Source organism: Mesorhizobium sp. WSM4847 (genome assembly GCF_055811335.1).
Map to the genome: position 1 here is coordinate 157,496 of NZ_JBVVPY010000017.1, position 6,011 is coordinate 163,506.

Annotated in this window: 9 protein-coding genes; 7 read left to right on the forward strand and 2 right to left on the reverse strand. The window is 58.0% G+C overall.

From position 1 onward, the window contains the following. Positions 1-151: 151 nt before the first annotated feature. The 5 genes from AC0L28_RS23580 (at position 152) to AC0L28_RS23600 (ending at position 1,687) form a co-directional block, all read left to right on the forward strand. Positions 152-439 carry a DUF6074 family protein gene (locus AC0L28_RS23580; protein WP_128170271.1) on the forward strand — a complete coding sequence of 96 codons (288 nt, stop codon included), beginning with the start codon at positions 152-154 and terminating at the stop codon, positions 437-439. A gap of 58 nt (positions 440-497) precedes the next feature. Beyond that, the gene (locus AC0L28_RS23585; protein ID WP_473480479.1) at positions 498-668 is read left to right on the forward strand and encodes a hypothetical protein; all 171 of its coding nucleotides are present in this window, start codon (positions 498-500) and stop codon (positions 666-668) included. Beyond that, positions 665-805: a hypothetical protein gene (locus AC0L28_RS23590; protein WP_473480481.1), complete on the forward strand. Its 141-nt coding sequence runs from the start codon at positions 665-667 to the stop codon at positions 803-805. The genes AC0L28_RS23585 and AC0L28_RS23590 overlap by 4 nt, the downstream gene beginning before the upstream one ends. Then, positions 802-1,029: a hypothetical protein gene (locus tag AC0L28_RS23595; RefSeq protein ID WP_473480483.1), complete on the forward strand. Its 228-nt coding sequence runs from the start codon at positions 802-804 to the stop codon at positions 1,027-1,029. The genes AC0L28_RS23590 and AC0L28_RS23595 overlap by 4 nt, the downstream gene beginning before the upstream one ends. Before the next feature lie 430 nt (positions 1,030-1,459). Further along, positions 1,460-1,687 carry a hypothetical protein gene (locus AC0L28_RS23600; RefSeq protein WP_023803181.1) on the forward strand — a complete coding sequence of 76 codons (228 nt, stop codon included), beginning with the start codon at positions 1,460-1,462 and terminating at the stop codon, positions 1,685-1,687. A 179-nt stretch (positions 1,688-1,866) separates the two neighbouring features. Here the strand turns inward: AC0L28_RS23600 and AC0L28_RS23605 are convergent, their stop codons facing one another. Further along, positions 1,867-2,109, reverse strand: a complete 243-nt coding sequence (locus AC0L28_RS23605) for a hypothetical protein (protein WP_287174308.1) — start codon at positions 2,107-2,109, stop codon at positions 1,867-1,869. On the opposite strand from AC0L28_RS23605, the gene AC0L28_RS23610 reads away from it, so the two are divergent. Beyond that, positions 2,094-2,480, forward strand: coding sequence for an endonuclease/exonuclease/phosphatase family protein (locus AC0L28_RS23610; protein ID WP_473480497.1), 387 nt, complete (start codon positions 2,094-2,096; stop codon positions 2,478-2,480). The genes AC0L28_RS23605 and AC0L28_RS23610 overlap by 16 nt on opposite strands. 61 nt (positions 2,481-2,541) lie before the next feature. Then, complete coding sequence (locus AC0L28_RS23615) at positions 2,542-3,942, forward strand: phospholipase D family protein (protein WP_027153939.1); 1,401 nt, start codon at positions 2,542-2,544, stop codon at positions 3,940-3,942. 167 nt (positions 3,943-4,109) lie between these two features. Here the strand turns inward: AC0L28_RS23615 and AC0L28_RS23620 are convergent, their stop codons facing one another. Continuing rightward, entirely contained in the window at positions 4,110-5,192 is a 1,083-nt protein-coding gene (locus AC0L28_RS23620) for a sensor histidine kinase (protein WP_473480485.1), read from the reverse strand. Between the last annotated feature and the right edge of the window lie 819 nt (positions 5,193-6,011).

Here is a 6,011-nt window from a genome sequence, read left to right on the forward strand (position 1 = left end):
ACCGAGAAGGGACGGACGAGGGTTTTGAATGCAGCGCCCAGTTGAAGTTTAACTTTTTGCAACTACGGTCAAGCTTCACACATCCTCAAGGTCCGCATGGCCGACGAAGCAGAAAAGTCCGAAGTCCTATACATATCTTGGAGGGATACCGATGCGCGGGCTGAGCCCTCATGCTATCGACGATGCGGTGTGCACCGTTCTGCCTTTTCCGACCGTTCGACGCGTCGGGAAGATCCGTCGGACCGTCGAAGTGCTGTCAGATCGAACCGGAAAGGGCGGAAACCAATATTGGAAACAAGTCATCGCGGGCATGCGGACGCAAATGGTGTCCGCTGGCCTGGCCGACGAGGTCATTGACCAGGAACTTCGGGCGTTTGCCGACGAGGTTTTCGGCCGAATCCGGAATTACCGTCAACCCGAAACCAATGGTGCAGCATGAAATCGATTGGCCTTCCGATGCCGCGAATTGCATTCGTGAAATATTGGCGGCCTAATCCATGACGGCAAAAACAAAAGTCCTCGCCGCGCCCGATCACGCGCACCAATCGAACCCGTCGCGCCTCTTAAAGATCGACGGAAGCACCGTCACTATCGACCATACGGCAGCCCAGAAAGCCTTCGGATCATCGGACGAAGATTCATCAATGGCCTCCTGCGCCAGCTGGTGAATGTCGGCAGCCACGGCAAAACGCCAGACGATAAGGGCACGGCCTTTGTCGCCTCGATCGTGAAAGGCATTGAACCGCAGGATCAGATCGAAGCTATGCTGGCATCCCAGATGGCTGCGGTGCACATGGCGACATGACGTTCGCCCGCCGCCTTGCTCACTGCGAAACTATCCCGCAGCAAGACAGCGCCGAACGTGCTTTCAAGAAGCTCACCAGGACGTTCGCGGCCCAGGTGGAAGCCCTAAAGAACCGCACGGGCGGCCAGCAGCACGTCACGGTGAACGAAGGCGGCCAAGCTATTGTAGGCAACGTCTCGCATGGGGGGCAGGGTGACGGAAAAAAAATAACGTCAACCTCATGAACCTAGCGCCTCGGTGTCATGCTCGGTCGAAGCGGACAGGATGCCAGTGTCGATCGCCAGCGGTGAGGGGCAGCGCAGTCTGTCGCATGCACGGTGCGGGCGGTGGCGCACCTGAAGGCAAGCGGAACGGCAACTATCGCAACGGAGGCAGGACCAAACGCACAATGGCAGCCTTGGCGGTTGTCCAGGCAATGGCGCGGATATGTCGGCAGACGATCGATGATCTGCCGGATTAACTGGGAACTAGTCGCGATGCTGCTAGCCGGTTGCGAAGGGGCGCTGTCCCAACATTAGGGGGATGTGAAATGTCCGGCTCTTCTGCAGGACGTCGTTGCCGATCGCACCGCAATCGGCAGCGGCCGGCGAAGCAGGCCGAAGTGCACTTGTCACTGACCAGGGAACGATATCGGCCCCCATGTGTTAGAAATCCATGGACACTTTGGAACCCCAGGGCCACGGGACGGTGGCCGACATTTTGACATCGGAAGTTGCCAATGCCAGGCAGCGCATCCACCGGACCGAGCTCGCGCTTCAACGTACTGAAGAAATGCTGGCCGAGAACCTCGCGCTGCGCAACAGGATACGAACTGCGGTCGAGGCCGCAGACCGCTTGGTGAAGATCGATCCCCCCAGCTTTGAAGGACGTCGCGCGGGTTGAACTGGGCCGGCGTTTCATTCGTCGCGCCCTTCAGGCCACCGGCGCCACCACTCTCGCTCCAGAACTTTGCCAACCACATCTACGTCTGGGCTGCACGCTCGCGAACAGCCGGAACCAACGGCGACCACAAGCGGTTTACCAATCGAAGGGACCGCAATGGATTCGGAATAATGGAACTTTTAGATATGGAACTGGCGCGAGCCCGACAGCGGCTTAATCGGGCCGAGCGCTCCCTTGAGCGTGCGAACGAGATGCTGGATGATGACTGCGGTGTCGGCATCAATATCGCGCTGTGCAGCAGGATACGGGCTGCGCAACAGCGCGTAATTGAGGCCAGATCGCGGTTGACGAAGATCGATCCCACTAGCGCTGACGGAGTTCGCACGGGTTGATCCGGCCCGTCGACGTGCCGCCTCTGGCATATAGGACGATCGGTTCGGCACTCCGGCGGTCGCGCACCAAGCAAGCCAACGCACTGCTTGAGGCGACGCGTTCGGTCCTAAGGCCAACCATTTTGCTTGGCGATCTCAACGAATGGCGGGTGCACAGCAGATCCTCGTTGCTGGCGCTACTGCTGCATTTTGGTCCAATTCACACCGTGCTGTCCAGTTTCCCTTCGCGATTCCCTTTGCTTGCGCTCGATTGGATCCTGGCCAAACCACCAAGTCTGATTTCCAGCCTCGAAGTGCACCATACATCGCTATCTCGGATCGCCTCCGATCATCTACCGATCATGGCACGATTAAGTCTCCAGGGGATTCGACAGCTACATTTGCAACCAGATTACCTTTGAAGGGTTCTTGCTACGATTTTGAGCGAGGCCGGGTTTCTATCGCTGAAGGGTAGAAAATTTTATGGAAGTATCCATTACGCGGATTGCACACGACAACATCAAAGCAGGCAAGAGCGGCTTGCTGCTGGTCCCGGACAATTATGACGCCTTCGCCGGGCGCGTTCTGGCGGCAAGGAGTGCCGTTCGCAGTCTCGATCTCATGTACTACCTTTGGCACGATGACCACACTGGCCGCTTGCTCTTGCAGGAAGTTTTCCGGGCCGCTGAGCGCGGTGTGCGAGTTCGCATGCTCCTTGATGACGCCAATCCGCGAAAGAACGATGCGGCCTATCTGGCCTTGAGCAATCATCCAAACATCGAGTTGAAGTTGTTTAATCCGAGCGGCGTCAGGCAACGCAGCGTCATGCGCGCTGTGGAAATTGTATTGCGACTATTTGCGTTGACCCGGAGGATGCACAACAAGGCATGGATCGCTGACGACAACGTTGCTATCGTAGGCGGGCGCAACGTTGGCGATGCCTATTTCGACGCAGCAGAAACCAATTTTCGCGACTTAGACGTGCTGCTCCTCGGTCCTGCCGTGCAGCAAACCGCCGAAATATTTGAGGCATTCTGGGCTTGCGAGGACGCGAAATCAATCAGTGTCCTGGGTCCAGCCGCGGGGAACGAGCATTCCGATTTGTTTTCGGGAAGCGATCTCGAAACCGAATCAATGCTTTTGAACGGGATCGGTGACCGAGGGTCCATCGCAGAGTTCATCGCGGCCAGCAACGACGTGCATTGGGTGGATCGAGTTCGGGTGATTTCCGATCCTCCAGAGAAGGTGAGAGGTTGGAGACGTCGCAGCTGGCTTACCAAGGAGTTGCTTCCCCTCATAAAGTCTGCGCGCAACAATCTGGAAATTGTATCTCCCTATTTCATCCCTGGCAAAAGGGGCTCCGCGGTCCTGATGGACCTCGTCAGCAATGGGGTTGACGTTTCCGTTTTGACCAATTCCTTGGCCGCTACAGACGTCGCCGCGGTTCATGGGGCTTATGCAAACTATCGCAAGCGATTGCTGAGGAATGGCGTAAGACTGTTCGAGCTCCAGCCCTTCACTCGCGGTCAGGGAATTTCGGTGTTTGGCTCCAAGGGTGCCAGTCTGCACACCAAATCGTTCACGGTTGACGACAGGGCTGGGTTCGTCGGTTCCTTCAATTTTGATCCCCGGTCAGTGTCTTTGAACTCGGAGATGGGCGTGCTCTTTGAGGATGCCGAATTAGTCGGTGAACTTCGGCGCTTTTTTCAAGCGGAGATATCACTAGAAACCAGCTATCGGCTGGAACTAAAGAACAATGTGCTGCACTGGCATGGATGCGAAGAAGGCAAACTCCAAGAATACACACACGAACCAGAGGCCGGAATTTTTCGCCGGGTTCTGGCGGCCTTGGTCCGCCACCTTCCGGTTGAGTCTCAGCTTTAGCCAGACCCACTAAGATAGCATAGGTGCTAACGGCGGGATCGACGCGGCGTTCTTGCCGCGCGCGGTACGGCATACCTGAAGAACGGCGACGTGAATGTGCCAAGCACAGCGCCCCGGGGCCGCGGTGGAAAGGCCGGGAGCATGAAGCATCCGCCCTCTGGCAATTGTCAGCTTGCTGCCGCCGATCGCGTGAAGACGATGGTGACCTTCGTCCCTTCGCTGGCGCTCGAGGCGACGTTGAACTTTGCCTTGGCGTTCTCTGTCAGCGAGCGCGCGATCAGGGCTCCGAGCTTGCCTGGCTTGGGCCATGTCTCCCCTTCCGGCAGGCCGATACCGTCGTCCGCAACTATCACCAGGCAGCCGTCGCCATCGGCGATGCTGTGCAGCGTTATCGTCCCGCCTTCACGCCCTTGGAATGCATGCTTGAGTGCATTTGTGAGCAATTCGTTCACGACCAGTCCCGTTGGCATGGCGACGTTGATCGATACCGGATAGGTATCCACCTTCATGTCGAGGCGGATCCCCTCAACTGCATGCGACCCCATCACCGCGGAGGCGATCTGGCTAAGATAAACGCCGAGATCGACCTCATCCTTCTGCTCGTCTGCCGATAGCGTCTGGTAGAGGATCGCCAGAGCGTCGACGCGGCCGGCGAGCCTCTCAAATCTTTTCTGGTCGGGCTCGGTCGCGTTACGGGTTTCTAGACGGATCAATGCGGTGATCATCTGTAAGTTGTTCTTCACCCGGTGCTGCAGTTCGCGCAACAGGGTGTCCTTCTCGCGGACGCGCTCCTCCACCAAGCGCGCTTCTTCAGATTCGCCATGGGATGAGACGTCGACCAGAGCCACCAGTCGGAAGCAGTTCGTGCCGTTATCGTCCACGATGATGTTTGAATAAACGTCGACAAGAGCCGGGTTGGCCCCGACGGGCTCCAGCCGGAAAGTGCCGACGAAATCGGTTTCCTCGACCAAGGCCTCGGGCAGAGGCCGGCCCTTCTGCTGGTGGATGCCAATGCCGGAAAGTGCTCCCCAGTTTTGCCGGGTAAGCTCGGCTGCCTTCAGGCCTGACACTTTTTCGAATTCTGGATTAGCATAGACGACGCGCTCCTTCGCGCCTAAGTCCGACACGGCGATAGCGATCGGCACCTGGTCAAGAAATTTTTTGAACTGCTCGCTTTCCAGCGCGGTGGCAAGGTCCGGTGTATCGAGCAATTGCTCAACTGCCTCAGCCTTGTCTGAATCTGATGTCATCTTGGTCGCCTGTGCTTTGCGTGGGAGCCTCAGTCTCAGTCATGCACTTTGCTCGACACCGACACCGCTGGAAGCGGCTGCGCGATGTCAGGAGTAGGACGAGTCCGCGTCACGGAGCGGCAGAGCCATGGGCAACACAGGCCGTCTTGCTGAGAGTTCAGTCAACCTTGCGTCACTTTGCACGGCCACGACCTTTTTTCCAACAGCGTTGTACCAAAATCCCGTCTCTGCCAATCGAAATTGACGATCTGCACGTCGCCGGAACTGCCGACAGAATATTTCCGCCATTTGCAATGGGCTCACCTGGCAGCGGCGGCGCCGGTGGCGGCATGCGGTGGCCAAACCGCACCCCGCATGTGCTCATCCAGGTCTGGCTGCTTCGCCGCGACACGATCGGGCGAAACGGTATGCTGCGTCGGTTCCGGCCGCCTTGGAGTTGCCCGGGTTGGCTCGCGGGACCTACCGGGTCATCGCCTGGGATACCGCGGCCGGCAGGCAAACGGGGGAATGGCAAGCGAATTCCGACATGGCTGAAGCTTGATGTGCCGCCGTTCTCTGCCATGTCGCGCTTGCCATTCGCCGAACCTGAGCAGGATGGAGACTGCGCCTGAAGGTATTCATTTGCTCGCTGATCTGACTTGTCATTGCCCAAGGTCTTTGCAACTTCGTCGCCAATGCCGATGTCAGTGATCTGCGCCAAGCGAAGTTGCGCGGAGATCTCACGAGATCTGCGCATTAGGTGTTGCGCTCGCCCGAACGCGACTGCTGGTGTGTGGCATCGGCCGATCCGCCCAGCGTGTCGGCGACCGTGGCACCTCG